21 protein-coding genes and 1 pseudogene are annotated in these 26,321 nt (G+C 51.4%); 7 read left to right on the forward strand and 15 right to left on the reverse strand.

Annotated features, from left to right (window positions below; genetic code table 11):
* Positions 1–84: 84 nt before the first annotated feature.
* Positions 85–2,364: a Stk1 family PASTA domain-containing Ser/Thr kinase gene (gene pknB, locus CULFRC11_RS07440; RefSeq protein WP_023635993.1), complete on the forward strand. Its 2,280-nt coding sequence runs from the start codon at positions 85–87 to the stop codon at positions 2,362–2,364.
* 110 nt (positions 2,365–2,474) lie between these two features.
* Here the strand turns inward: pknB and CULFRC11_RS07445 are convergent, their stop codons facing one another.
* The 8 genes from CULFRC11_RS07445 to CULFRC11_RS07480 form a co-directional block, all read right to left on the reverse strand.
* Complete coding sequence (locus tag CULFRC11_RS07445) at positions 2,475–3,863, reverse strand: class II 3-deoxy-7-phosphoheptulonate synthase (protein ID WP_038620665.1); 1,389 nt, start codon at positions 3,861–3,863, stop codon at positions 2,475–2,477.
* Positions 3,864–3,989: 126 nt separating this feature from the next.
* The gene (locus CULFRC11_RS07450) at positions 3,990–4,493 is read right to left on the reverse strand and encodes a polyadenylate-specific 3'-exoribonuclease AS (RefSeq protein ID WP_014526021.1); all 504 of its coding nucleotides are present in this window, start codon (positions 4,491–4,493) and stop codon (positions 3,990–3,992) included.
* Positions 4,494–4,635: 142 nt separating this feature from the next.
* Positions 4,636–5,958 carry an acyltransferase family protein gene (locus CULFRC11_RS07455; protein WP_038620667.1) on the reverse strand — a complete coding sequence of 441 codons (1,323 nt, stop codon included), beginning with the start codon at positions 5,956–5,958 and terminating at the stop codon, positions 4,636–4,638.
* A gap of 228 nt (positions 5,959–6,186) precedes the next feature.
* Positions 6,187–6,915, reverse strand: a complete 729-nt coding sequence (locus tag CULFRC11_RS07460) for a lysophospholipid acyltransferase family protein (RefSeq protein WP_013911888.1) — start codon at positions 6,913–6,915, stop codon at positions 6,187–6,189.
* Between the two features lie 34 nt (positions 6,916–6,949).
* Positions 6,950–7,903 (reverse strand): ROK family protein, encoded by a 954-nt coding sequence (locus CULFRC11_RS07465; RefSeq protein ID WP_023635995.1) that lies wholly within the window; start codon positions 7,901–7,903, stop codon positions 6,950–6,952.
* Positions 7,904–8,026: 123 nt separating this feature from the next.
* Positions 8,027–9,157, reverse strand: coding sequence for a glycosyltransferase family 4 protein (locus tag CULFRC11_RS07470; RefSeq protein ID WP_023635996.1), 1,131 nt, complete (start codon positions 9,155–9,157; stop codon positions 8,027–8,029).
* A gap of 82 nt (positions 9,158–9,239) precedes the next feature.
* On the reverse strand, positions 9,240–10,244 hold the full coding sequence (locus tag CULFRC11_RS07475) for a C40 family peptidase (protein ID WP_046096632.1): 1,005 nt from the start codon (positions 10,242–10,244) through the stop codon (positions 9,240–9,242).
* 170 nt (positions 10,245–10,414) lie between these two features.
* A complete protein-coding gene (locus CULFRC11_RS07480) occupies positions 10,415–11,044 on the reverse strand; it encodes a C40 family peptidase (RefSeq protein ID WP_013911892.1) in 630 nt (209 codons plus the stop codon).
* An 826-nt stretch (positions 11,045–11,870) separates the two neighbouring features.
* Between CULFRC11_RS07480 and CULFRC11_RS07490 the strand changes: the two are divergent.
* Positions 11,871–12,761 (forward strand): annotated as a pseudogene (locus CULFRC11_RS07490) (IS3 family transposase); the annotation flags it as partial.
* Between the two features lie 101 nt (positions 12,762–12,862).
* Here CULFRC11_RS07490 and qcrB read toward each other — a convergent pair.
* The 6 genes from qcrB to ctaC all read right to left on the reverse strand — a co-directional run bounded on the left by qcrB (position 12,863) and on the right by ctaC (position 19,406).
* On the reverse strand, positions 12,863–14,485 hold the full coding sequence (qcrB, locus tag CULFRC11_RS07495) for a cytochrome bc1 complex cytochrome b subunit (RefSeq protein ID WP_023635999.1): 1,623 nt from the start codon (positions 14,483–14,485) through the stop codon (positions 12,863–12,865).
* On the reverse strand, positions 14,482–15,702 hold the full coding sequence (gene qcrA, locus CULFRC11_RS07500) for a cytochrome bc1 complex Rieske iron-sulfur subunit (RefSeq protein ID WP_031270445.1): 1,221 nt from the start codon (positions 15,700–15,702) through the stop codon (positions 14,482–14,484). The genes qcrB and qcrA overlap by 4 nt, the downstream gene beginning before the upstream one ends.
* Positions 15,699–16,595: a cytochrome bc1 complex diheme cytochrome c subunit gene (gene qcrC / locus CULFRC11_RS07505; RefSeq protein WP_013911895.1), complete on the reverse strand. Its 897-nt coding sequence runs from the start codon at positions 16,593–16,595 to the stop codon at positions 15,699–15,701. The genes qcrA and qcrC overlap by 4 nt, the downstream gene beginning before the upstream one ends.
* Before the next feature lie 88 nt (positions 16,596–16,683).
* Positions 16,684–17,301: an aa3-type cytochrome oxidase subunit III gene (ctaE, locus tag CULFRC11_RS07510; protein ID WP_023636001.1), complete on the reverse strand. Its 618-nt coding sequence runs from the start codon at positions 17,299–17,301 to the stop codon at positions 16,684–16,686.
* 566 nt (positions 17,302–17,867) lie between these two features.
* Positions 17,868–18,299, reverse strand: a complete 432-nt coding sequence (gene ctaF / locus CULFRC11_RS07515; RefSeq protein WP_013911897.1) for an aa3-type cytochrome oxidase subunit IV — start codon at positions 18,297–18,299, stop codon at positions 17,868–17,870.
* A 21-nt stretch (positions 18,300–18,320) separates the two neighbouring features.
* Positions 18,321–19,406: an aa3-type cytochrome oxidase subunit II gene (ctaC, locus tag CULFRC11_RS07520; RefSeq protein WP_013911898.1), complete on the reverse strand. Its 1,086-nt coding sequence runs from the start codon at positions 19,404–19,406 to the stop codon at positions 18,321–18,323.
* A 513-nt stretch (positions 19,407–19,919) separates the two neighbouring features.
* Here ctaC and asnB point away from each other — a divergent pair.
* Positions 19,920–21,842 carry an asparagine synthase (glutamine-hydrolyzing) gene (gene asnB / locus CULFRC11_RS07525; RefSeq protein WP_023636002.1) on the forward strand — a complete coding sequence of 641 codons (1,923 nt, stop codon included), beginning with the start codon at positions 19,920–19,922 and terminating at the stop codon, positions 21,840–21,842.
* Positions 21,843–22,076: 234 nt separating this feature from the next.
* On the opposite strand, the gene CULFRC11_RS07530 is transcribed toward asnB, so the two are convergent.
* Positions 22,077–22,424 (reverse strand): HesB/IscA family protein, encoded by a 348-nt coding sequence (locus CULFRC11_RS07530; protein ID WP_013911900.1) that lies wholly within the window; start codon positions 22,422–22,424, stop codon positions 22,077–22,079.
* Positions 22,425–22,895: 471 nt separating this feature from the next.
* Between CULFRC11_RS07530 and CULFRC11_RS07535 the strand changes: the two genes are divergently transcribed.
* The 4 genes from CULFRC11_RS07535 to CULFRC11_RS07550 all read left to right on the forward strand — a co-directional run bounded on the left by CULFRC11_RS07535 (position 22,896) and on the right by CULFRC11_RS07550 (position 26,216).
* Positions 22,896–23,627 carry a DUF3043 domain-containing protein gene (locus CULFRC11_RS07535; RefSeq protein ID WP_038620671.1) on the forward strand — a complete coding sequence of 244 codons (732 nt, stop codon included), beginning with the start codon at positions 22,896–22,898 and terminating at the stop codon, positions 23,625–23,627.
* A gap of 4 nt (positions 23,628–23,631) precedes the next feature.
* Positions 23,632–24,186, forward strand: coding sequence for a bifunctional adenosylcobinamide kinase/adenosylcobinamide-phosphate guanylyltransferase (locus CULFRC11_RS07540; protein WP_023636004.1), 555 nt, complete (start codon positions 23,632–23,634; stop codon positions 24,184–24,186).
* Positions 24,187–24,233: 47 nt separating this feature from the next.
* Positions 24,234–25,298: a nicotinate-nucleotide--dimethylbenzimidazole phosphoribosyltransferase gene (gene cobT / locus CULFRC11_RS07545; protein WP_023636005.1), complete on the forward strand. Its 1,065-nt coding sequence runs from the start codon at positions 24,234–24,236 to the stop codon at positions 25,296–25,298.
* A gap of 96 nt (positions 25,299–25,394) precedes the next feature.
* Entirely contained in the window at positions 25,395–26,216 is an 822-nt protein-coding gene (locus CULFRC11_RS07550; RefSeq protein ID WP_023636006.1) for an adenosylcobinamide-GDP ribazoletransferase, read from the forward strand.
* Positions 26,217–26,321 lie beyond the last annotated feature (105 nt).

Here is a 26,321-nt window from a genome sequence, read left to right on the forward strand (position 1 = left end):
TAATCTAGCTTGTCTGCTAGAACTGCGCGATAAATCGTGCGGCGAGTTAGCAAAGGCAGGCACGAGTCGTCCATACTGTTTATCATGGCAGAGTTGATAGTAGGCGATGTTCTGGAGAACCGTTACCGTATTGAGGCCCCCATCGCGCGCGGTGGTATGTCCACAGTTTATCGCTGTTTAGATCTGCGTTTAGAGCGCCATGTTGCTGCAAAAGTGATGGATGCTCGGTATATCGACGATCCCATATTTCGCCAACGCTTCCAGCGCGAAGCACGCTCTATGGCGCAGCTTTCCCACCCATGTTTAGTGGGAGTATATGATTTCTCCTCCGACGGCGATCAAGTCTTTCTGATCATGGAGTTAATAACAGGGGGCACACTGCGTGAGCTGCTTGCAGAACGCGGCCCCATGCCCCCTCATGCAGCGGCGGCCGTTATGCACTCTGTGCTTACTGGTTTGTCCGTTGCGCATAACGCAGGAATGGTACACCGGGATATAAAGCCCGACAACGTTCTTATCAATGGTGATCATCAGGTAAAACTTGCAGACTTTGGGCTTGTGCGTGCTGCGTCGGCAAGCCAAGCGACCTCTGCCAATATTATTGGTACAGTCTCCTACTTATCCCCTGAACAAGTTTCTGGTGATGATATTGGCCCCGCCAGCGACGTGTATTCGGCTGGCATTCTGCTTTATGAGTTGCTCACCGGCACCACGCCTTTTAGCGGCGACACACAAATCGCCCATGCCTACTCACGTCTCGACCGTACTGTCCCCGCGCCAAGCGATGTTATTGACGGCGTTCCCCCGCTTTTCGACGCCCTCGTGGCCTCAGCAACCACGCTAAGTCCTCACGATCGCTTTACGGATGCTGACGAGTTCCTCACGGCATTAGATGACGTTGCAGCCGAACTCCAACTTCCAGCTTTCAAAGTTCCTGTTCCCGCTAATGCGGCAGCCCACCGCGCCTCTGAAAACATCAACGGTGCGCTCAGTGCTACCGATCTGCTCACTACAGATATTCCTAGGGATGCAACCGAGCTTATCGACGATGCCCCGGGGCAAGGACTATTCCCCCACTCGCAGTATCCGACTACACATGAGACATCCGTCTTCCCCGCAACAGAGTCAGCTACAGAAACTCAGATCTTTCCCCACGAAGGATTAATCGACGCTGCACCCCCTGCTCCCAACATTGCGCCCGATCCCTATGCTGCAGCCGCTCCTGCAGCTCCTGAAACTATTCCCCCAGGACCAGTAGAAGAACCGCCAGCAGAACGTCCAATAACTAACAGGTCAAAGACAAGTTTTATTATTTGGCTTGTCCTTGTTCTCGTTGTGACGGCATCTGTGGCAATCGGCGGTTGGTGGTTTGGCTCTGGCCGATACGGAGAAGTTCCTCAGGTACTCGGGATGAGTCAAATAGAGGCAACTGCGCTAGCGCAGGATGCGGGTTTTAGCACAACCACCTCCCCTGTCTATAGCGATGATATTCCAGCAGATTTGGTCGCGGGAGCCATCCCAGAGGTCGGACATAGAGCAGTAAAAGGTAACGAGATTACCCTCTTAGTTTCCCAAGGAAAGCCCACCGTCCCCTCTATCCCCAGTAGCCATGATACTGCGGAAGTCCGTGCGCTTTTAGAAGAACGCTCCTTATCCTATGCAGAGGCACCACCAGAATATTCTGATGATGTTCCTGAAGGGAAAGTTGTTTCTTTAAAACCAGAACCCGGAACGACAGTCCGAGTGGGCTCAGAAGTAGCCGTTGCGCTATCCCGAGGACCCGCCCCGGTCAATGTTCCTCATGTCGCGGAAATGTCTGAGGAATCAGCACGTGATCAGTTGGAAAAGCTCGGTCTCAAAGTGAATATCACCGAGGAGTTTAACTCAGAAATACGCGGCGGAGATGCCATCGGTACGCTACCGGAAGCCGGCACTACTCTGCCTCGTGGCACCACTGTCACCCTCCGGATCTCAACGGCTGTGGAGATCCCTGACGTGCGCGGGAAATCTAAGCAAGAGGCCACCAGTGAACTTGCTGCTGCTGGAATCAGAGTAAACAGTGTCACTCGATCAGATTCGGAATCCGGAAACTCTGCGGACGAGATTACTTCCATCATGCCACCTTCCGGAAGCCTCATTGACCCCGCACGTACCAGCGTAGACCTTGTACTGGCTGGTGAGGTCAACGTTCCTTCCGTCGTGGGCAAAAAGTACTCCGAAGCCAAGAAGATTCTTGAAGAGGCCGGCTTTACGGTCAAGGGCACTGGAGCTAAGAAGCCGTCGTCTCGTGTCTACTGGCAATCCCCCACGGGAGGACGAGAGACTCCCGGGGCTGAGATCAAACTACGAACAATAGGTTCTTAATAGAAAACACAACGCCTCGTATTCTTAAGCTCATTCGCTAACCAAGAATACGAGGCGTTTGCCTATATCTATCAGCTGTGTACGCGTGGCACGTGCATAAAAGCAAGCACTTAGTTTCGCAGCATCTCAGCGACTAGGAAGGACAACTCCAGCGATTGCTGAGTGTTAAGACGGGGATCACAAGCAGACTCATAACGTCCCGGAAGATCCACATCCGTGATATCTTCTGCTCCACCAAGGCATTCAGTGACATTCTCACCAGTAAGTTCAATGTGAATGCCACCTGGGTGTGTACCTAGCGCACGATGGACTTCAAAAAAGCCCTGAACCTCATCAATCACTTTGTCAAAGTGACGGGTCTTATAGCCATTGGAAGAAGTAAAAGTGTTCCCATGCATCGGGTCCGACTGCCAAATCACTTTGTGTCCGGAGTCCTCGACAGCTCGGATGATGCCTGGCAAGACGGAACGAACTTTATCATGACCCATGCGGGCAACCATGGTGAGACGGCCCGCTTCAAAATTCGGATCTAGCTTGTCTGCATACGCCACGGCTTCTTCGGGAGTACAAGTAGGACCGATCTTGATGCCTATAGGGTTGGCGATCATTGCTGCGAAGTTAACGTGGAAATCTTCGATTCCCCGTGTGCGCTCGCCAATCCAGAGCTGATGCGCAGACAGATCATAGAGCTCTGTTTCTCCGTCTTCGTTTTTTGCCAAGCGCAGCAGAGCCCGCTCGTAGTCCACGACCAGAGCCTCGTGGGAACAAAAAATATCTGCGGAATGCAGTGTGTTGTCAGTAACACCACAGGCGTTCATAAACCGCAATCCCCGCTCGATTTCCTGGGCCAGCGCCTCATAGCGCGCTCCAGCAGGAGAACTGGCAACGAACTGCCTATTCCAACCTGTCAATCGATGCAAATCAGCGGTGCCCGATGACGTTAATGCACGAACTAAATTCATAGCGGCAGAGGAGTTAGCATATGCACGGATCATACGTGCGGGATCATGCTTGCGAGCTTCCTCGGTCGCTTCCACCCCGTTCACGATGTCCCCACGGTAATTAGGCAAGCCATTTTCATCGAGATTAGAGGAACGTGGTTTAGCGTATTGCCCCGCGATACGAGCCATCTTGATGACCGGAGTAGAAGCGCCATAAGTAAGCACCACTGCCATCTGCAGAAGTGTCTTAATGTTGGCACGAATATGAGGCTCCGTGTTGGACTCAAAAGTCTCAGCACAGTCCCCGCCTTGGAGTAAAAAGGCCTTTCCATTGGCAACGTCGGCAAGCAGCTTTTTTAGCTCACGAACTTCCGGGGCAACCACGATAGGAGGCACCGACTCGAGGATCTTGCGAACATTCTCGGCGGTTTTCGTGTCCCAAATTGGTTGCTGCTTTGCATCACGAGCGATAACGTCTTCAAATCGCTGCTGCAATCCATCCGGCAACGGCGGAAGATCTGGCAAAACGTCTTTGGGAATGTCTACTGTCCAACTCACACTCTTATGTTTAGCACGTCACCACAAAAACCAGGGCGTCGGAGGAACATAAAATTCTGTCCTTGAACATTTTATGCAGAAATAGTGCCTCACCGAGACCGGAAAACAAGCCCAAAACAGGACGTTTTATGCTCGATTCTTTTTATCGATTGGCAAACGCATCGCACACACCTTGAATTTCTGCAGGTTATGCCGCGCGTCGACGAGAGCGTCATGATTTCCATCGGGAGCTTTAGGCAATACAGGCTGTCCGGCAAATTCCCAATATTGTTTAAGCTCATGAGTAAAACGGGGGATCTTTCGCGGTAGCCCCGTCATGTCACCCCAGAGCTGGGCAAGTACCACGTGATCGTATGCCCCTACCCACGCCCACAGTTCCGGATGAGAATCTGCGGACAAAAGAAACTCTACAATCTCCTCACGAATCTGTGCGTTAGTTTTCCATAGCTCGCTCGACGGATTTGGCAGTTTGTTTAACACATTCTCCCGAACCCATTTTCCGGCTTTAGAGTGATCTGCATCGGTGGACACTGCGTAATACTCTCGTCCGTCCTCAGCGACAATGCCGATCGAGACAAGTTCGATACTGCGGCCGTCTTCAATGAACTCGGTGTCATAAAAATACCTCATCCGACCTTGCCTCACTGCGATAAAATCAACGGTTTCTTGTCATATGTGCCAAAGGTGTATAGAAAAACCCAGCACACATTATCTGTCAATTAATCACCACAGTAATAAACCGCCATGCAACAGACATGCATCGCCCCCTAACTTAAGAGTTAGCAGATACAGGTGCTTGCTTTTCGACGCCCACCCGACGGGGAACCAAGCCATGGGGAGCAATTGAACGCCCAATGAGCGGAACATGCGACAAAAGCTCCATCGCTGCGGCTCCAGCAATTGTAAAACCAATACACAGCAAAATCCACACCCCAGAAGATCCCAAGAGCGTGTCGCTATACAATTCAATTCCTTCCTCACGATATCGGAAGAAATAACCAAAAAGTAGCGTCAAAACAATGGGATGGCTCAAATAAATAACCAAAGTATGACGGCCAATCCACTGCAGGCCTTCACTTAATAACGAAATCTTAGAGAGCAAGACCGCAGATGCTATGGCGGCAGGTAAATACAATAAATGCGTAAGCGTAAGCAGGGAGAGTTCCCAGACCTCCGACACCGAAAAACGCGATATTTCACGGCTTAGCAGCAACGTCCCGCAAGCCACTGCAAGCTCTATAGGTTTAAGGGCATTCTCTGCATAACGTTCGATGAGCGGTCGAGCGTAGGCGCCTAGCAAGAAGCACGGAAGATACGCCACGACTTTTTCTGTCATGGGAGTTTCTGGAGCTATGGGCGCTCCCAAAATAATGGCCAACGGAATAGACCACCGTAACCACGGATGCAGAAACTTTGTGCTCCACAACGCAATGGTAAAGAAAAACAGAGAATGCAAGAACCAATACATGTTTTCAGAAGTCCATAGAGCTTCCACGTAAAAATCTTGGTCCGGAAGCGGTTCATCCCAAAAAACAAAAAATTCTATCCTCTTGGCAAATAACTCCAATGGAGTCCACAGCACGTAGGGAACTAAAAGGAACCACAGGCGATGTACAAATAACTCTGCAAAGTTAAAACGAAATACTTTGACGGAAAAGAAACCACTCACCAGAAAAAATAACGGCATCCGAAGCGGGGCAATGAGTTCATTTATGTGAGCCGCGGTCGTGTACATACCATCAGGAACCGCCAAACAAATGTGGAGAAGAACTACTCCAATGATCGATAGCCCTTTAGCTAAATCAGGCCACGCCATGCGCGGTTTCCCCTGAGGGGTGGATGGCGTTGTTGCTGCAGCCGTCCGAGGCTCAGGAGGAATAGGCAGCTGTGCAGGAAGATGGGGTCCTGTTGCTTCGTGTGTTTTTTCTGCTAAGAAGCCAGCACCACCAGTACTATATTGCGGACGCTCGCATCGGGTATCTCGCATTCTGTGAGTAAAATTCTTGCGGGTTTCTTCCTGCATCTTCTTTTTTCTCAGGAAGCTAACGCTAGAGGGAAAGCGAAAAACACGCGGCTTTACTACTCGCCGATCCATTATGCTCCCTCTGCAGGCTATTGCCTTACTCGTTTGTCTTGCTATACAAAGCAAAGCGCCGGAAAACCGGCTGCACTGTCTTTGAATTGACCGCCCTATGCTTTGCTTATCAACGAGCCCATTTCGCTATTGCGGAATACTCGAACTCTGGATATAGGCAAATAGCCATGCGAAATGACCATAAGCCTAGTTGATCACCAGAGCTGCGAAAACTAAGGGCAACCAAATTTACTCCGCACCTGCGGGATACCCTTTGCCCTCTTCGAGAGACTTCTTTACGTCTGTTGCATACATATCCACATACGGTTGGCCGCTCAATCGCGAAAGCTCATGCATGACATAATCCGTGAGTGCGCGGTAGGCCTCATGCGATTCTGGATCCAGTCCCCGCTTAGCGGCAAATTCAGAAGGGATAATCGGATCGCCTATTTTCATCCGAACTTTATACGGGCGCGGTATCCATGACCCGATCGGATTAGCTTCCCGGCTTCCGATCATGGCAACGGGGATCACTGGATCATTAGTGGTAAACGCAATCCGGGCCATTCCTGTCCGCCCCTTATAGACCCGTCCATCGGGCGAGCGCGTACCTTCGGGATAAATCCCAAATACGTCCCCTCGACCCAAGATTTCGCGAGCAGTACTAATAAGTTCTACAGCAGCGGTCGGAGAGTTCCTATCAATAGGAACCTGGCCTACGGAAGTAAAAAACCACTTTTGCAGTCGCCCAACGCATCCTGGAGTAGTAAAGTACTCGCTCTTTGCAGGAAAAGTAATCTGTCGGCGGCACACCAAAGGAAAATAAAAAGAATCCATGACCGACTGATGACTCGAGGCTAAAATCGCCGCCCCCGATGATGGGATCTTGTCTACTCCTTCAACCTCAGGTCGGTTATACAGGCGTAGGAGAGGACCCAGCAGAATATGCTTGAGAGTCCAGTACCACTTGTTGTGCATAAGGGATTCCTTGAATATCAGAGAGCGAGGGCGATCAGACCAATTGGCGAGCCAAATCAGATACCCCGATCATACCCGCATCTCCACCTAGCTCCGCACACGAAACTTTGGGAAGGGGGCGGTACCCTGCCCCCACCATCGATGTACTCATCGTCTCCACGGCGGTATCGAGGTAGAGTGCGCTTGCGGTAGATACTCCCCCACCGATCACGATAAGTCCGGGATCAAGGACATCTGCCACTATGGACAGAGCTCGTCCCATCCATTGGGCGAAATCTTCTACAACGGCGCAAGCAAGCTGATCACCATCACCAGCTGCAGCCATAATGCGTTTACCGCTTAAGGAACCGTTAGCTAGAGCGTCGATAAGCACGGAATCAGTCGCTTTGCCCGCTGCAATCATCTCACGAGCAGTAGTTTCCAAAGCCGTTCCTGAACAGTACCGTTCTAGGCATCCGCGCTTGCCACAGGAACATACCCGCCCTCCTGGCACTACAGTGAGATGACCAAATTCTGGCGCTGTGCCAAACGCCCCACGATAAATCTCTCCTTGGTGCATAAGAGTGGCACCAATTCCGGTGCCTACGGCAAAGAGAACCCAGTTATCTGCCCCCTGAGCGGCACCAAACCGATATTCTCCCCACGCTGCCGAATTTGCATCATGCTCTAGCCGAACAGGTAACCCTAGAGACTCTGAAAGCTCTGCTCGAACAGCCCGGTCTCTCCACGGGAGATGCGGAGCAAAACGAACAATCTCACAATCAGGATCCAAAAAACCGGCTACTGCCAGCCCCACTGCAGAAATCTCATGTTTCTGCCTCAGAGCGTCTACTAGCTCGATAATGCCGGATTCGAGCAGTTCAGGAGTCGATGGCGTAGGAACCGACATAGAGTCAATAATCTGACCATCCGAAGTCACCGCCGCCGCCCGCATATTAGTTCCACCGATATCAAAGCCCACGGTGACTGCGTCGGATCTTTCAGACATATCTCGCCTCAATTGCCCTCGACTTTTGGAAAACAGGCGCTATATGCGGCAGCACACTACGAAACCGCACAAAGCATAACTAGCAAAGTATAGCGAGCCACCAACCCAATATCACATTTACGCTTATAGCAATGCGCGCAGCCTCTGTCCCATAATCTCCCAACTCCATTGTTCTTTCACATGCTGTCGCCCTCTGTCCGCCATAGCTTGTCGACGCTGTCCGCCCATCGCTATAAGAGAGTTCACTGCACGTGCCACCGCCACTACATTGTTCCCATCCACAACTAGACCGCCTCCGGGAACAATCGTTTCCGGTGCCCCACCTGAGTCCCCAGCGATAACCGGAACACCACACGCTTGAGCCTCTAGGAAGACAATCCCTAGTCCCTCAACATCAAGCCCTCTCCCCCTGGTCCGACATGGCATCGCAAAAAGATCGCAAGACTGAAGAATCTCCACCATGCGCCCCTCAGCGACCCTGCCCATAAAAGCAACGCGGTCTGCTACCCCATGCTTTTCCGCTAGTTCCACCAGCTTAGTTTCGTACGGTCCCCCGCCTACAAGTACTAATCGAACTGGCTTATCTCCTTGATGTATTTCCGAAAGAGCCTCAATGAGCCGATCCTGCCCTTTCCTAGGAACTAGCCGAGAAATACAGGCGATAACAAATTCCTCTTTATCCCATCCCAATTCCTCACGGATACTTTTTCTCACGTCACTTTCCACCGGGTGAAAACGCTCTACATCTACACCAGAGGGAAGGTGAGCAAACTCAACACCAGGCCCAAAGGCCCCACGGATACGGCTAAGCGTGAATTCGGAGATATAAGTGACTACATCACTGGATCGACCAATCCGCCTTAATAACTGACGTGCTATCGGCAACATTGCCCAACCCACTTCATGCCCATGAGTCGAAGCAATAACCCGGTGAGCCCCGGCTTTCTTAGCTCTTTTACCAAGGAGTCCTAATGGGGCGGCCGCACCAAACCATACGGTGTCTATCCGCTCCTTTTCTATGATTTCCGCCATTCGGCGAGCTGTAGCAGGAGTAGGAAGCATGATCTTGTGAGGCCAGCGGTAAACCGTATAAGGAAGAGACTCATCATAGGCTGCAGCCGCAGCGTCATCCTGCGTAGAAGCAAAAACGACTACATCTTGTGGCAACAGCTCATCCAAATAGTCACGGATATACGACTGGATGCCGCCAAGAGTCGGCGGAAAATCATTAGTAACTAAGAGCATCCGGGTCATACTCTGATTCTCCCATGAATAGCGAGAGCCCAACGATCATCGATCGTCGGGCATGCACTGCCATCAGACGTGCAGTTCAATATTAGTAACGGCGAGCGCCATAAAAAGGCATGGAGTCAACAGGAACAACCTGAACTGGGATGCCATAATCCGACGCATGCACGAGCATGCCGTTTCCTGCGTAGATTCCCACGTGAGTGGCGCCCGGATAATACCCAACGACGTCTCCCGGCTGTAGCTCACTACGAGAAACGGGAGTTCCACCAGCCATTTGCGCCTGGGAGGTTCGCGGAAGCGACTTACCTTGTTGCTGATAAGACCAGTACACCAATCCAGAGCAATCAAATTGCGATGGTCCTACCGCACCCCAGCCATAAGGAGAGCCGAGCTTGGTCATAGCTGCTTGCAAAGCTCCCATGCCCTCAGGATTGGAGCCGACAACGCCGTCGAGAGAGTAGGCCACGGGGCCATTTTTAGCTTCCCATCGCAACCTGTCTTCACGACTTAGACTTTCCACTTGCTTACGTAAGTCTTCAGTCTTAGTCTTGAGCTCTTCTTGCTCTTTGAGCAAAACCCCATGCTGTCTTTCCAGCTCGGCCTGCTTGAACTTTGCTTCAGCAATGGCTCGCGTAACAGAGCCCCGCTTGACCGCTGAATGTTCCGTTGCCTTAGACAACTGGTTCAAAGCCGCCTGGGCATTCCTAGTGAGGACCGACATGTACGCAGCACGATCAATAGCATTCTGGGGATTTTCTGCAGAAACAGCGTTAGTCAACGGGTCAATAACAGCACCACGATATTTTGAAGCCGCTAAACGATTAATCTCACTACGATAAATATCCTCTTGAGACTTCGCCTCATCCGCCTCTTGGGTTGCCCGATCAACGTCAGATTGAAGACTCCGCAAAGATTCTTCCCCTGCAGTTAAATCAAGCTCCAGCTGTTTCACTGCCTCATTCTTAGCGTTCGCGTCTTGGGAGATAGCTTCCATCGAGCTAATGAGTGATTCAACGTCATCCGCCGAAACAGCAGGCGCCAAAGCCCCGCCCATAGAAACCATAACCAGCAAAGGAGCAACGAAAAGCATTCGGCGCGTTTTTTTCACTGTTTTCCCCAAATATCTAGCTAGATGAACACAATAACTATATAGCCCACACAGCAAAAAACAAGCATTGCGCTGCATAGCCGTAAGCAAAGTGAAAAATAGTGAAGGTTCGGCATTTAATGCCGAACCTTCACTATCAATCGCCAGGCAAATTAATACCGGACTGCGTTGTAATAAGGCATGTAGTCGATAGGCGACTCGGAAAGAGGGGTGCCTTCGGTCAGCGCGTGAATAACAGTGCCGTTACCTGTATAAATTCCGACATGGGAAGCGCCAGAGTAGAAAGCAATAATGTCGCCAGGCTGAAGATCCTGTCGAGCTACCTTTGTTCCACCTGCAGCCTGAGCGTAAGAAGTGCGCGGGATAGACTTACCGATCTGCGCATATGCCCATGAGGTCAAACCCGAGCAGTCAAAGGCGCTAGGACCTGCAGCACCCCATACGTAAGGAGAACCAATCTTGGAACGCGCTGCGTCAACTACAGCCTGGCCGGAAGAAGTGGCCGGAGAAGAGCTAACGGTAGGAACGTTTACCAATGCAGAGTAGTTAGCATTCCCGCCCTGCCCCTGCAGGGAAGGGATCCACTGATCACTGCCCGGAATGTTTGCGATGCCAGGTACATTCTCAATTCCCTGAACTTCAAACTTGATTCCTGTGTTAGGAACTACAACCTCAGCGGCATGTGCCTGTCCGGTAAGAGTTGCGGTGGCGCCCACCACTACAGCAGAAGCTGCTGCTGCATTGCGTGCGGTGTTCTGATTGCTGCGACGGTGCTTAGCCACGAAAGAAACTCCAAATCCATATCGGTCTGCCACATAGTGACTGCCTTCTCTTTTCAAAGAAAGCAAGCGACCCTATCTTCAAGTACGTGCAGCCCCATCACACGGGACCAACTCAAATGTCTCGATTAGGTTACGAAACGGCAACGCTCAATGTCCACCCATCAACAAAAATCCACACGTTATAAAACCGTTACTTAACAAAAGGCCCGTTTTCTTAATTTTAGATAAGTCCACCCCCGCCAGACATCATCTCGAGCATTAAATAGCAAAAATCCCCCCAACGAACTGCGCTAATAAGAACTTCCTTTGGAGGTGAACAGACCCCCGAAATTCAACACATTTTCGCCACAATTGCCGAAATATAAATAGGTATGATCCCGATCACATTTTGTAATTTTTCCTCTACCCACGCCCCACAATGTCGCTTTTTCTGCCGGAAAAAACGCAGCATTACACCCTTTTTGTTCTATAAAAAGCGTCACTTACGTAACTAAAACCTCAAAAGTAACAGCATCTACAAGGTACCGAGGGCCACTGGAGCCACTCAAACCACACCACTATCTAACAACTCGTAATAATGCGGCGTTAAAACACAGACTCCATCATGCACACTATGCTTCTCCGACTAGGTTTTCCCGCAGCTCTCCCCTGTCCGCGTCTGTTTTGTGTCTGCTCCTTATATATAAGGAGTCACCGTAAAAAATGAACTGCTCCCCGTTAGTTGGACTGAGAAATCAGAAACCTACTGATGGGGAGCAGTTCAATGAGAGTGCGAAGTTCTCTAACCGATTGCTAGTTCGTCGTGACCCGGTTGGTAAGTTGCACCGTCGCTGACTATTTCCTTGCTGGTGAGACAGCATTGGATCTGGCCAAGGAGTTTAAGCTTTCATCCGAGCAACTTGTTAAGAGCTGGGTGCGTAGGTGGCGTGATGGTGGAGATGACTCCCTCAAACCAAAGCCAAAGGGACGGCCCAAGGGCTCTGCCAAGCCGGTAGCACTGACTGAGGAAGACAAACTCCGCCGTGAAGTCGAGAAACTACGGGCTGAAAATGCATACCTAAAAAAATTGCGGGACTTGAGGAACCAGCGGCGAGGCTAAAAACCGAAGTCATTGCCATCCTCAAGTCAGATCACCACTTCGATGACCTCCTAGCCGCAGCCGGATTAGCCCGTTCAACGTATTTCTACCACCTGAAACAACTGGACAATCCGGATAAGTACATCGAGCTCAAGGACGCTATCAAGACCATCTTCGAGAAGATGAAACAACGTTATGGCTATCGCCGCATCCACACTGAGCTACGCAAGCAGGGCTGGCAGGTAGGCCACAAACTCGTGTACAAGCTCATGGACCAGATGAGACTAAAGTCTAAGGTCAGGCCGCGCAGGAAGTATAAATCCTATAAGGGTCAAACCAGTCGCATTGCCGACAATCTCCTCGACCGTAACTTCACCCCAGATAAGCCGAACACGGTGTGGGTCAGTGATATCACCGAGTTTCGTGTTGCCGGCACCAAGGTTTATCTCTCACCGATCATGGACCTGTATGACCGCACCATCCTGGCGTACACATTGTCGATGTCACGCAGTAGAGGAGTTTTGTCAGGACGTGGACGACTACATCTTCTGGTACAACAACGACCGACTCCAACAACGATTCAAGGGCCTGACCCCGATGCACTATCGGAATCAGACCCTTGAAACCCTAACCACCTAGAATTAAACCAGTCCAACTAACGGGGGCTAGTTCATATAAAGACGACAATGGCCTTCCTGATTAACAGGAAGGCCACTGTCGTATTCGAGAACGTTTTAGGGCTAGTCTTTCTCTACCCCATCATTTATGCGATTCTGCTTCTGCAGATTCTCATACATTTCAACTTCTTCACGATGATTCTCATGCTCAATTTCATCGTATTTAGCCGCGATAGACTCCGAGTCTGGAGTGAAGAACGAACCACGGCCAGGACTTCCACCAAAACCAAGCTGGTTGAGTTGCTTAGGAACAGCTGCACCAGCATATGGAAGTGGTATTGGGTGTCCATGCTCGTCTACCGGGCCAAGCGGCTGGTGTACCTCAACAAAGGCACCGTTAGGCATGACCTTAATAACGCCGGTTTCAATACCGTGTTCCAGAACCTCACGGTCAGAACGCTGCAAACCGAGACAGATTCTGTAGGTAATGAAGTAAGCCAGCGGAGGCAAGACAATCAAGCCGATACGGCCAACCCATGTCATGGCGTTCAAAGAAACCTGGAAGTGATATGCAAACAGGTCGTTACCGCCAGAGAGTGTTAGGAGGAAGTAGAAGACAATTGCCATCACACCAAGAGACGTACGGACTGGAACATCGCGGGGACGCTGCAACAAGTTGTGATGAGCGTCGTCACCAGTGATCTTCTTCTCAATGAACGGGTAAGCCACAAGTAGCGCGACAAGAACACCACAAAGAAGAGCAACCCAGAAGGCACCAGGGATCGTGTAATTACCAAAGTAGAGTTCCCAAGCAGGCATCACACGCGCAGCACCGTCAGTCCACAGCATGTAAATATCAGGCTGCGATCCAGCTGAAACCTGTGACGGGTTATAGGGACCCAGGTTCCAAATAGCGTTGATGGAAGTCAGACCAGCCAAGAGCGCCAAGAAACCGAAGGTGATCAGGCCAAAGGACGTGGTCTCCAGAATAAAGACAGGGAGGATACGAACGCCGACAACGTTATTTTCTGTACGGCCTGCACCTGGGAACTGGGTGTGCTTTTGGTACCACACCAAAGCAAGGTGAGCTGCGATCAAGCCAAGGATGATGCCTGGGATGATGAGCACGTGTGCAATGTAGAAGCGATCAAGCATCAAATCAGATGGGAAGTCTCCACCGAAGATCAACCAGTGCAACCAGGTACCGATGATCGGAAGTGCCAGGATGATGGCAGACATGATGCGTAGACCAACGCCCGAAAGCAGATCATCAGGAAGGGAATAACCCATGAAGCCTTCAGCCATGCCCAGGAACAAAAGCACGCAACCGATGATCCAGTTAGCTTCACGAGGACGACGGAACGCACCAGTGAAGAAGATACGGAGCATGTGCACTGTCATGGAGACCATGAAGGTTAGCGCAGCCCAGTGGTGCATCTGGCGAATAAACAGACCACCACGTACCTCGAAGGAAAGGTTCAGCGCAGTCTCGTAAGCACGAGACATTTCCACGCCGTTCAAAGGCAGGTACGCACCTTCGTAGATAACCTTGGTAATGGAAGGATCAAAGAAAAGTGTCAGGTATACGCCAGTCAGCAACAAAATAACGAAGCTGTAGAGAGCGATCTCGCCGAGCATGAAGGACCAATGCGTCGGGAATACCTTATTAATCTGACGACGAATACCAGCAGCAGCTGTGTATCGAGAGTCAATATTATTGCCGATGTCAGCTAGTTTGTTGCTCATGAACGACGCTCCCAGAATGCCGGGCCGACAGGTTCAACAAAGTTGCCTGCGGCAATGAGGTAACCCTCTTCGTCAACGGTGATCGGCAGCTGCGGCAAAGCACGGGCGGCAGGACCAAAGACTGGCTTACCGTAATGCAATGCATCGAACTGCGACTGGTGGCACGGGCAAAGGATGCGGTTTGTCTGAGCCTCATAGAGGGACGTTGGGCAACCGATGTGCGTGCAGATCTTGGAGTAGGCGTAATAATCGCCGTAGTGGAACTCTTCTTGTCCTTCACGCTCAATAACTTTTTGAGCATCAGAAGCACGGAGACGAATAAGCATGACTGCATTTCGAGGGCCGTGAATCGAGTGCATCTGCTCCGTGTACACGTCAGCATCTGCGCTGTATTTATCGCCATCGTTAACCAGCTCTTCTGGGAGCGGGAAAACGGTTTCCATTGCAGCAGCAGACAAATCTTCTGGGCGCATACGAACAAGGCGGCTAACACCGTGCGTTGTGTAATGCGTGCCAACGGAAGTGCTGTGCTTCTCAGCAGTCGTTCCGGTGTCGCGTCCTAAGTAAAGCTTCACGCCTTTCTCATGCAACGTCCAACCGGAGGTCCACAGGGTTCCGTCACCCTGAATACCTAGCTCGCCCTTCTTCCACGGGTTCTTCACCATGCCGCCGAGTGGAGCGACGATAACCAAACCAGTGAGGAGTCCACCGACACCGAGCATCGACTTCAGAACTTTACGACGACCCAAGGTGGAGGTTTCCCAAGAATCATTCAGCAGCGCGGTGATCGTACGACGATCCACTTCTTCCGAAGGGCCATCGTGACGGCGCTGCACAGAGATCTCTGCAGGAATGATGTTCTTGATGTAGATGATAACGCCGAAACCCAATGCCAAAATGGCAAGACCTGCGGTCAAACCAAGCAGTGGCGTGTACAGCGTGTAGGTCCACAATCCGTCATCGCCGAGACCTTTATAGTGCCATGGCCAGAACAAGTAGATAGCCAAGTATGCCAAGGCTGAGACGATGCCGATACCGAACCAAACGCCAACCTTTATAGAAGCACGTTTGGATGCCGGATCGCCGTCAACAGGAAAACGCTCTTTACGATAAGCAACAGTCACGCCGTCGAGCTCTGTGCCCAAACGGGCTAGTTCGTCGTTAGACATCGCTTCTAGTTCTTGCGTTGTGTATTTCTTTTCATTGCTATTGCTCATGAGCGAGATCCAATCCACAGAGCAGCGGCCACCAAGACCACGATTCCAACGAGCCACATCAACATGCCTTCAGAGACTGGTCCTAGGCCGCCCAAGTTCCAACCGCCTGGGCTAGGTGTCTCTTTAGCCGACTTGATGTAAGCAATAATGTCTTTCTTCTCGTCAGCGGAGAGCTGACGATCCGAGAACTTAGGCATGTTCTGAGGACCAGTAAGCATTGCCTGGTAGATTTCCTGCTCGTTTGCGGGGTCTAGAACAGGTGCGTATTTACCACTAGAAAGCGCGCCACCGCGCCCTGTGAAGTTATGGCAAGAAGCGCAATTCAAACGGAAGAGATCCGAGCCGCGAGCGACATCGGCTGGATCGATCTTTCCGTTGTAGTTAGCACCACGAAGAGTATCTAGTGCGACAGAGCCGTCCTCGTTATAGACGATGCCAGGGCCGCCGCCATTAGCCTCAACGTATGCGGCCAGCGCTAGGGTTTGTGCCTCAGAGTAGCGTGGAGCTTTACGCATGGCTTGTGCCTCATTGCGCAGCATCGGCATACGTCCAGAATGAACCTGGAAGTAAGTTGCACCGGAGCCAACGCCAATCAGCGAAGGACCCCGATCTTTCACACCTTGGAGGTTTGCACCATGACAGGTAATACAAGCAACGTCATAAAGGTCCTTGCCTTCCTGAATCATTGCTTGCTCGTCTTGGCGCGCTGTGGCTACCTGGGCATCAGGTGTCACAGCATTAACCAAAAGTCCGGTACCGGTAAGGCCAACAGCTAGTGCTAAAGCACCAACAGCAGTCCGGCGCACCTTGCGGCGAGCTCGAACTTTCTTGGCCTTGGAGACTGAAGCTGAGGGTACTTCTACCGCTTCAGTCTTGTTCTGGGTGGTATCCATCATTTCCCTTAATGTTCTCGAATATGGAAAGTGAGGGGCTATCTCAATTCACATAACCGGGTTGAGTGGCCATATGAACCAAGACTGCCTATTGAATGAAGTAGATCGTGATGAACAGGCCGATCCAGACCACGTCAACGAAGTGCCAGTAATAGGACACCACCATCGCAGCAGTCGCCTGTGCAGGTGTGAACTTCGACTTAGAAATGCGAAGCAACACAACCACAAAAGCCAAAACACCCGCAAGCACGTGTGCTGCGTGGAAGCCCGTGGTGATGTAGAACGCAGAACCGTACACACTGCTCGGGATTGTCATTCCATGCTCGATCAAGTGGTAATATTCATAGCTCTGTCCGAGCAAGAAGATTGCTCCCAGCACAATGGTCAGAGAGAACCAACGACGAAGACCAAAAACATCTCCGCGTTCCGCTGCAAACACACCAAACTGAGCTGTCACAGAGGAAGACACCAAAATAGCGGTGATCACCAATGCGTACGGCACATTGAGGTGTCCAGCTCCCTCTTTCCAAGAGCCATTACCAATTCCATTTGCGCGCGAGGTGAAGTACATCGCGAACAAACCGGCGAAGAACATTAATTCCTGGGACAGGAACACAATCGTGCCGACACTGACCATATTTGGCCGGTTCAGTGCCGCAACACGCTGCGGTGCTGCCATATCTTTGTTTCCTATTGCGCTCGTCACGGTAATTAGTATGGTCGTTTCTTCCGGTCAAGTCACATTCTGCCCCCGCCTTTTTTAGTCTCTCATTTCTTGCACATAGCAATATTTTTCTGTTTCCCACCCCACAGTTTTTCTTAGCAATAACGGGAACTAAACCTCCTTTCCATACGACGCCAAGTTTCCGCAGGTCATCACAGTAGCAACGTGATGGTTACTCATTTTTCCTCACACCCCCTTCCCCCAAGCCCCTTGACAGTTTTCTTCAGTTTTATTTCCCCCTTCGTTTACCTGAGATATATTTCACACTTCGAAAGGAGAGCATTTGCCAGTGTTGCAACTTTAGTATGACCCCCGACTACCTGCGCTTTTAGCTGCAATATTAGACGGCCTAACCCTTTTTGCCCCCTAAAAATTATTTTTAACCCCACGGGAACTTTTCCCAATCATCGACAGTCTTTTTAATCCACCCAACCTCAATAGGCAAAAATAAACTCGATTCTTACCGTCATAACAACCGGTAAGAATCGAGTTTATTTAAGGAAAAGGTGCACCTCTGACACGATCAGAGTGGAAGGTAGCTACATAAGTTAGTGCTTTTCTTTTGGCATTCCGTACTGAAGGTTCAGCATGGTTGTGGTGTAAATCAGTAATGCCGCACCAACCGCGATGAGCCAGTAGTGGAGGAAGATAACTCCAAAGCCAAGAACGGCAACGGCACCACTCATAGCCGCAGGCCAGATGGAGCTAGGGCTAAAGAATCCGAGAGTTCCAGCAGCATCCGCAACCTCAGCCTCTTCCCAGTCTTCAGGAAGGATGTCGATGCGGTTTTCAGTAAAGTGCAGGTACCCACCCAGCATCAGAGTGAGCAGCGTCGCCAGAATCAGCGAAACTCCACCAGCCCATTCAAAACCCGGGTGACTGCCAGAATCCCTAACGTACATTGTGGCAAAAACATAGATCACCGACATGACGGCAAGGAAGGTTGCCATCGAATACATGATCTTGGATGTAGCTTTCATGTTCTCTACTTCTCCTTGTTCCTACGCAGCGGGGCTGGTCTTATCAAAGTTATCGCCATCACGCGTAGCGCGCTCAGAGTTGAACGGGTGCGTGGTGGTTGCGTAGGGCTCCTCCCCAATGCTCTTTAGGGCATCAGAGTTTGTAGCCTGCGGATTGCTATTACGGAAAGAGATGTACTGCTTGAACTTCTCTGGAGTTACTACGCGAATCTCAAAGTTCATCATTGCGTGATAGGTACCACACATCTCCGCACAGCGACCCACGAATGCACCGGTCTTTTCAATCTTTTCGATCTGGAAACGACGCTGCTGCTTGTTCTGCTCCGGGTGGTTGTACACATCTCGCTTGAACAAGAACTCTGGAACCCAGAATGCGTGAGAGACATCGGCGGAAGCCAAGTCAAACTGAATTGCGGTGTCACTTGGGAGAACCAAAACCGGGATCTCTTCAGAAGTACCCAGAGTCTCAATCTTGTTGAAGTGAAGGTAAGACGTATCAGTCTTAGACATTCCGTTGATCGGGTTCTTGCCGTTAGGGTCTACTTTGCTTGCCTCGGCCGCAGCCTGGCGTGCTTCGTCGACGCCCTTGTATTCAGCACCGGTGGGTGAAAGCTCGGCAGCGATATCCGAGTAACCGAACTTCCAGTTCCACTGATAGGCCGTAACGTCCACGGTAACCTTAGGATCTTTATCCATCGCAGTTACCTTGTCCTGGGTCTGGACGGTGAAGAAGAAGAGACCCATGACGATCACGATTGGGATAATCGTCAGCACTAGCTCCAGTGGAATGTTGTACTGAGTCTGACGAGGGAACTCATCTTTACCAGCTTTCTTTGCACGCTTAGCGCTCCATGCAAACATGCCATAGATAAAGAGACCCCACATGATGAAGCCGATGATCCAGGCAGCTACCCAGACCCAGACCCAGAAGTTATACATCGAAGTAGCTTCGGGTGTAACTCCTTCTGGCCAACCAAAGGCTAGAGCTTTACCCAAAACACCGCCTGGTGCATCTACGTCACATCCCGCAAGGGTAAGGCCACCAAAGCCGATGGCGCCGCCAAGCAATGCTTTGCGCCCAATGCCACGCTTTTGCTGCTGTTCCACGCGCGTTTGCCTTCCTGTCGCACTTATTTCCTTGGAGCCTTAGACCATCCGTAACACATCAAATCCTGATTAAGGACAGCCCAAAACCCACGCCTATTAGTGCAGGATAGTCCACCCCTCTTTGTTTTCCTGAATGTCATGGCACGCTCTCCCCCTTCTTCTCACTGTATTTTCTCCACAAACCTTCGGGTTTCCTAGGAAAATCCACCCCAGTAGCACAGATCACCCCGGAATATAGTGCCCCAAATCACAGGAACTAAACCGGCAATCAACCTTATGGATACCCTCCCCAAGAAAACAGCACGTTAGTGCCCCAAAAAATCGTTTTCCATTAAGCCGCAGCATGTAAAAATAAGAGAAATCCGGAACGCCTCTTAACCCTCTCCCCCGGGAATTAAGAGCGTTTTCGCTCACATTCCGTAGAGCCGATAGTCGCAATACCTTCTACAACCCCAACGGGGTACCCTTAGACAGCTAAGTACTTTGTTCATATATAAGGAGGAGCGGCGAACTATGTGCGGACTTCTTGGCATGCTTACGAGCACACGGGATGCCCAAAGGTATGTCCCAGCCATCGAAAAATCGCTACCGTGTATGCGTCACAGGGGGCCAGACGAGGCCGGAACGTGGCATGACGAGCAAGCCGTCTTTGGGTTCAATCGCCTTTCCATCATCGATCTCGAACACTCCCATCAGCCACTTCAATGGGGACCACAAGGCCAGGCCGATCGTTATGCGATGACGTTTAATGGCGAAATTTATAACTATGTGGAGCTCAGGGCAGAGCTACAGGAACTCGGCTACACCTTTAATACTTCAGGTGATGGCGAGACCATCGTCGTCGGCTATCACCACTGGGGTGCGGACGTCGTCCAGCACCTGCGTGGCATGTTTGGCTTTGCCATTTGGGATTCCCAGGAAGAAAAACTCTTCCTTGCTCGCGATCAATTCGGCATCAAGCCGCTGTATTACGCGACCACAGACGCCGGAACTATCTTCTCTTCGGAGAAGAAATGCATTTTGGAGGCTGCCGAGGACCTGGGTCTAGATCTCAGCCTTGATCAGCGAGCTATTGAACACTACGTTGATCTGCAGTATGTGCCAGAGCCAGAGAGCCTTCACGCACATATCCGCCGACTCGAATCGGGTTGCTACGGGGAGCTTGTCCCCGGCGGTAAGCTCAAACAAACTCGCTATTTCCGCCCTCAATTCCCTGCTCAAGAAGTCCCTAAGAGCAAAGAACAGGATCTTTTTGACCGTATTGCTCGCGCGTTAGAGGACAGCGTCGAAAAGCATATGCGTGCCGACGTCACCGTCGGGTCCTTCCTCTCCGGTGGCATCGATTCCACTGCGATAGCTACGTTGGCAAAGCGCCATAACCCTGACTTGTTGACCTTCACCACTGGTTTTGAACGAGAAGGCTACTCAGAGGTTGATGTTGCTGCGGAATCTGCCGCTGCAATCGGTGTGGAACACATTGTCAAAATTGTGTCGCCAGAGGAATACGCCAACGCTATCCCACAAATCATGTGGTACTTGGACGACCCTGTGGCAGATCCTTCTCTTGTCCCGCTCTTCTTTGTGGCTCAAGAAGCAAGGAAGCACGTCAAGGTTGTGCTCTCTGGCGAAGGCGCGGACGAGCTGTTCGGCGGCTACACGATTTACAAAGAACCGTTGTCTCTCGCCCCCTTTGAAAAAATCCCGACTCCACTGCGTCGAGGGCTAGGGCAACTCGCAAAGGTCTTCCCGGAGGGAATGCGTGGCAAGTCCTTGTTGGAACGTGGTTCCATGCCGATGGAAGAACGCTACTACGGCAACGCCCGCTCCTTTAACTTTGAGCAGATGCACCGCGTTCTGCCTTGGGCTAAGAAAGAATGGGACCACCGTGAAGTAACCGCCCCGATCTACGCCCAGTCCCAGCACATGGATCCGGTCGCTCGCATGCAGCACCTTGATCTATTTACCTGGATGCGCGGCGATATTTTGGTTAAAGCCGACAAAATCAATATGGCGCATTCCCTTGAACTCCGAGTCCCGTTCTTGGATAAAGAAGTGTTTGCCGTAGCTGAAACCATCCCCCATAGTTTGAAAGTTACACAAGGCACCACCAAATACGCGCTACGCAAAGCAATGGAACAGATCGTTCCGCCGCATGTCTTGCACCGTAAGAAGCTCGGATTCCCCGTCCCTATGCGCCATTGGCTAGCCGGGGATGAACTATTCGGCTGGGCTCAAGACACCATTACGGAGTCTCTCACAGACCATATCTTTGACAAGAAAGCCGTCTTGGACATGCTCAATGAGCATCGTGCAGGAGCCAGCGATCATTCTCGTAGGCTATGGACTGTGCTTGCCTTCATGGTGTGGCATGGAATCTTTATAGAGAACCGAATCGATCCTGGAATCGAGAAAAAGGATTATCCGGTCTACCTCTAGCGGTAGAATGGTGGGGCGCCCCTCGCGCCGCGGTGGGATTAGACGGTAGTTCATCTAATCCCACCGCCCATTTTTTTATTTCTACCTGGACTTTTCCACTTTTCCTACCCCGATGGAATGCGGATGCAGGCATCCAGAAAAGCAAGAAATCCGTCAGATCGTGAACGCATCACGAGCTGACGGATTTCTTATAGTCGGCTTTTTCTCCCACTAAAAGGGGTATTATGCCAAAAATCAGTTGAATGAGTCCCCACAAGCGCAGGAGCCGCCTGCATTGGGGTTATCGATGGTAAAGCCCTGCGACTCAATGGTGTCAGCAAAATCAATAGTTGCCCCGGCAAGATATGGCACCGACATCTTGTCTACGACAAGGCGAACGCCGTCTACAACATCGACCTTATCGCCGTCTAAGTCCCGATCATCGAAGTACAACTGATAGCGCAAACCTGCACAGCCACCAGGTTGAACTGCAATACGCAAAGACAAATCGGTACGTCCCTCTTGCTCAAGTAGTGCTTTGGCTTTGGCAGCTGCAGCTGTACTGAGGATAACGCCGGTGTTGGAGGTTGTAGGTGCAGTCATCATGTCTCCTTTTCGAGTTCTCCGCCGCTGCGGTTACTCGGTGTCATTCTTTCGTGTTCGTGTAGATGCGTACAGTATCCGTATCATGCGGCAGGCACTGTGTGCCCCTGCCAGAACCACAACAGGTTCCCTTGACTTACATAAGCACGGATGTCGTCTTCTACAAGAAGCTATAGCCGACAACTATACCCTCTATTTTTAGCTGTTGAGTCTGTCAAACCCGCATTGAGTTTATTTCCCCGGCCCAACTGACTCTTCTAAAAGAACCAAGCATCCTCATGCTTTATTCCCAAACGCTAAGCACTCATAAAACCAAGGTCACTCCGCGTTCGTTCTATGAGTAATGCGAGGACTGCTATCACCGCTGATATAACCACTGCACCTGGAGTTTTTAACGCTTCTTGGCAGTCCTACACACAATGGCTACTCCTGTGTTCCACTTTTATGGCGATACCTTGTAGCCTAGTAACCGTGAAATTACCTTGGAACAAAGACTCCTCTCAAGATTCTGCCAGTACTGACACTTCCGCACCGGCAGCTACAGCGGCCTCTTCGGCTTCTCATAATTCAGATCTCGGTAATGCTGCGAATCGTTCCAAGGCTTATACACCTAAAAAAGGCCACGCTACGCCTTCTCGCAAACAAGCCCAGTCTCACCCAGGCACCTTTGAAGCTCGTTTTGGCGCGCGTGAAAGTTACGGAGAATCGCGTAAAAAGCGTAAAGAGCTCAAAGCTTCCATGTCCAAGGAGGAATGGAAGGCCTATAAACGCGAACGCGCAGAAGAAGGTAAGCAGCGACGTCGAGAAGCTCAAGCTGCCATGGACCGTGGCGATGAGCGCTATCTCCTACAGCGCGATCGCGGCGAGGAGCGTCGCTACGTCCGCGATCTCGTAGACTCCAAGCGCTACATCGGCAACTTTGTTATGCCACTTGCTCTGATTCTTCTTGTCATTCTCTTTATCGGACGATGGGTGCCGCAATTCGCTAGTGCGATGTCCTTTGTAGCACTCATCTTCATCGCTTCCTTTGCCATCGAGGCTATCGTGCTCGGTAGAAAAACAGCCCGCGCGGTACGCGAGCGCTTCCCTGACACCTCTGAGACAGGATTTGGTATCGGCGCCTACGCATACGGTCGTGTGACCCAGCCACGACGCTGGCGCACGCCAAAGCCACAAGTCAACATCGGTGACACGGTGGCGTAGTTCTGTGCGTACTTTGGTTTTGGGAGGAGCCCGTTCCGGCAAGTCTGCTTTTGCGGAAGCACTTGTGGGGGCGGGCTCTTGCCGTTATGTAGCAACGGCTCGTCCCTATGGTGATAGCAACTTTGATGCGGACTTCCAACGCCGCATTTCTCAACATATACAGCGGCGCCCAGACTACTGGGTCACAGAGGATCGCGCGGACCTACGCGAGGTTCTCTCCCCCGCCTATCTGAGGCAACACACAGAGCACTCTTTGCTTGTCGACGACCTCGGCACATGGCTTACGCACCTCATTGATACTAAAAACGCCTGGGATTCCCCTGCTGGCAGCACTTCTTTGGAGTTAATGCGTCTCGCAGATTTACTCCGGGTCTTCCCCGCTGATCGTGACGTGGTTCTTGTCACTCCTGAGGTGGGAATGGGTATTATCCCCGAGCACCATTCAGCCAGGTTATTCCGTGATGAGATAGGGACGCTTAATCACATGATTGCGGATGTCTGCGATCGAGTGTTCCTTGTTATAGCCGGACAACCGTTACAGTTAAAAAGCGTTCTTTGACGTTACGTACTACATTGCGATAGCCAAACACATGGGAGTGCAACAACATGCAGCCATCCGATTTCTTTCCCAAGATCGATGCCCCCAGTTCCGAGATAGCGGATCAAGCACGAGCTTTTCAGCTCACGCTTACTAAACCAACGGGTTCACTATCGCGCTTGGAAGATCTTGGAGTGTGGCTTAGCTCTTGTCAGGGACAGGTTCCTCCTAAAAAAATCGTGCACCCCCGCTTGGTGGTCTTTGCTGGCGACCACGGTATCGCTACTAAGAATGTCTCCCCCTACCCCATCGAAGTGTCAATCCAAATGGCGGAGAATATTCGCAATGGTGGTGCCGGGATCAACGCAGTGGCACATTCTTCTGGCATCGGTATACGCGTCGCCGATATTTCTTTAAACCACGATGTTTGGGGCGATGAAAGAGTGTCCCGTTCTTGCGGCTCTATTGACCGAGAGGACGCGATGACGCAGGATCAGCTGATACGCGCCATTGAGATAGGAAAGCGTATCGCGGATCAGGAAGTCGATTCCGGCGCAGACGTCCTTATGGCAGGAGACCTCGGAATTGGCAATACCACGCCCTCTGCGGTGATCATCGGATTGCTAGCTAATCAAGAACCTGTGGTGGTCACGGGCCGCGGCTCAGGCGTTGATGATGAGGGGTGGAAGAGAAAAGTCTCTGCTGTCCGCGATGCGATGTTCCGTGCCCGCGATTTGCGCTATACCCCGCTGCTCATGATGCAAAAAGTTACTTCGCCTGAGTTGGTCGCTATGGGTGCCTTCATCGCGCAGGCTGCTGTACGCCGCACGCCCGTGCTTCTCGACGGCGTCGTGGTCACCGCCGCGGCCATGCTTGCGGAACAGCTCGCCCCTGGTGCCAGAAGATGGATGCAGGCAGGACATCTCTCAGCCGAGCCGGCGCACCGCTTTGCGCTTAACTATCTAGGGCTTGAGCCACTATTAACCTTGGGTCTGCGGCTAGGTGAAGGTTCCGGAGCAGCTGCCGCTTTTCCACTGCTGCGTATCAGTGCAGACATCATGAATGACATGGCTAACTTTGATAGTGCTGGAGTCTCCGGGGCAGACGCTGTTCCCACCAACCGTATGGGTTAATACGCGGCTCAAGGCCCTTGAGGCCTGTGGTCATTGGCTCCTGCCAGCCTCAGTATTCAGTGTGCATCCCCGCATAGAAAGTTGGTTTCTCACGAGATGTCGGGCAAAGTCGGATTTGTAGAAGGCGAACACCGTCCTGCGATTATCGAGGGGCCGCTCACTGCTTTAAGCTGGCTCACTATTCTTCCAGTTCAGGGAGCTACAGCCTTTGACCGCGTCACAGGAGGACGGGTGCTGGCCTCAGTCCCACTGATCGGCATTTTGCTCGGGGCTCTTGGCACTATGTTGGCGGGACTCGGCGTTCACTTCCGCATCACGCCTTTTTTGATCGCGGTTGCGATTGTTTGCTTCTGGGAACTTTTCACACGATTCATGCACCTTGATGGACTCGCAGACGTGGCTGATGCCTTAGGCAGCTACGCGCCCCCTGAGCGAGCTAGGGAAATTATTGCAGACCCGACCACCGGACTTATCGGGATGGGCGCTGCTTTTATCTCACTAACACTTCAGATCGCAAGCTTTGACGCCCTCATCGGACGAGGTTATTGGTGGATGATTCTCTTTGCACCGATGATCGGCAGACTATGCGCAATCTTTGGCGCGCATTCCTCTTTAAAGCCGATGCAGCCGACTGGATTTGGCGCCATGATGATCGGCACAGTTCCTACCGCCACGATCGCGATATGGTTCAGCATTATTGTTGCAGCCTCCGTATCCATCCCGCTGTTCGTAGGAAGCCCCGTCATAGCCGTAATTGCCCTCATCGCCCTCCTATTCAGCATCGGTATTGCTGTGTTAGAGATCAGGCATTGCAGTCGGCGTTTTGAGGGAATGAACGGAGACACCACCGGTTTTATTATGCATTCTTGTACAGCTGCGTCGGCGGTTTTCTTAGCTATCGGGGCATGCGTTGTCTAAGAGCGCCCCCCCTTTTTATAAACGTTCTTGCCCCAGCTTTCTCGGGAAGATATGAGCCATAAGCCGCAGCTTTCGCTGCACCGGCTTATGGCTCACACATCGTTT

Source organism: Corynebacterium ulcerans (genome assembly GCF_000767685.1).
Classification (GTDB): Bacteria; Actinomycetota; Actinomycetes; order Mycobacteriales; family Mycobacteriaceae; genus Corynebacterium; species Corynebacterium ulcerans.